This window comes from Kitasatospora sp. NPDC048545, assembly GCF_040651155.1.
GTDB lineage: Bacteria > Actinomycetota > Actinomycetes > Streptomycetales > Streptomycetaceae > Kitasatospora.
Genome location: NZ_JBEZIQ010000190.1, coordinates 1 through 1,072, shown reverse-complemented (window position 1 = coordinate 1,072; position 1,072 = coordinate 1). Strand labels below are relative to the sequence as shown.

Genomic DNA, 1,072 nt, shown 5'->3' with positions numbered 1-1,072 from the left:
GAGGCGGTCAGCGCGTCGGCCGGGACGCTCGCCGGGTCGACGCCGTCGAAGGCGGCGACGGCGGCGCGGCGGTCGTTGACGGCCTTCAGCAGGTCCTCGCTGTTGGGGCCCTGGTTGGAGGCGGCGGACGAGGAGGCGTCGTAGCCGGTCCCGGCCGCGGAGGGCCGGGGCTGGAACCACTTCGGGTCCGGCTGCGCCTCCTCCTTCGGGTCGTCCGGGTTCTTCTTCGGGAGGTTGAAGTTCTGGCCGAGCAGGCTGGAACCGACCTCCTTGCCGTCGGCCTTGACGATCGAGCCGTTGGCCTTGTCGCTGAACGCGACCTGGGAGATCCCGGTGACGAGCAGCGGGTAGACGACTCCGAGGATCACGGTCAGCACGAGGAGTACTCGCAGTGCGGTGAAGTGGGTCCGCACGGAGGCGGGCAGGGGCTTGGACATCGCGGTGGACTCCTTTCTCAGCTGAGGCCGGGGATGAACTGGACGATCAGGTCGATCAGTTTGATGCCGACGAACGGCACGACCAGACCGCCGAAGCCGTAGATCCCGATGTTGCGGCGCAGCAGGGAGCTGGCGTCGGAGGGGCGGTACTTGACGCCGCGCAGGGCGAGCGGGATCAGGCCGATGATGACCAGGGCGTTGAAGATGATCGCCGAGGTGATCGCGGACTGGGGGCTGTGCAGGCCCATGATGTTGAGGTGGCTCAGGCCCGGGTAGACCCCGGCGAACATCGCGGGGATGATCGCGAAGTACTTGGCCACGTCGTTGGCGATGGAGAAGGTGGTCAGCGCGCCACGGGTGATCAGCAGCTGCTTGCCGATCTCCACGATCTCGATCAGCTTGGTCGGGTTGGAGTCGAGGTCGACCATGTTGCCGGCCTCCTTGGCCGCCATGGTCCCGGTGTTCATCGCGACGCCGACGTCGGCCTGGGCGAGGGCGGGGGCGTCGTTGGTGCCGTCGCCGGTCATCGCGACCAGCTTGCCGCCCTCCTGCTCCTTCTTGATCAGGGCCATCTTGTCCTCGGGGGTGGCCTCGGCGAGGAAGTCGTCGACGCCGGCCTCCTCCGCGATCGCCTT

Annotated in this window: 2 protein-coding genes; both read right to left on the bottom strand. The window is 67.9% G+C overall.

Features of this window, described 5'->3' with window-relative positions:
• Positions 1 to 437, bottom strand: a 437-nt coding sequence (locus AB0D10_RS46430; protein WP_360269209.1) for a potassium-transporting ATPase subunit C, incomplete at its 3' end; no start/stop codon positions are given.
• A gap of 17 nt (positions 438 to 454) precedes the next feature.
• Positions 455 to 1,072 (bottom strand): HAD-IC family P-type ATPase (locus AB0D10_RS46425; RefSeq protein WP_360269206.1); only part of this gene is annotated, 618 nt, incomplete at its 5' end.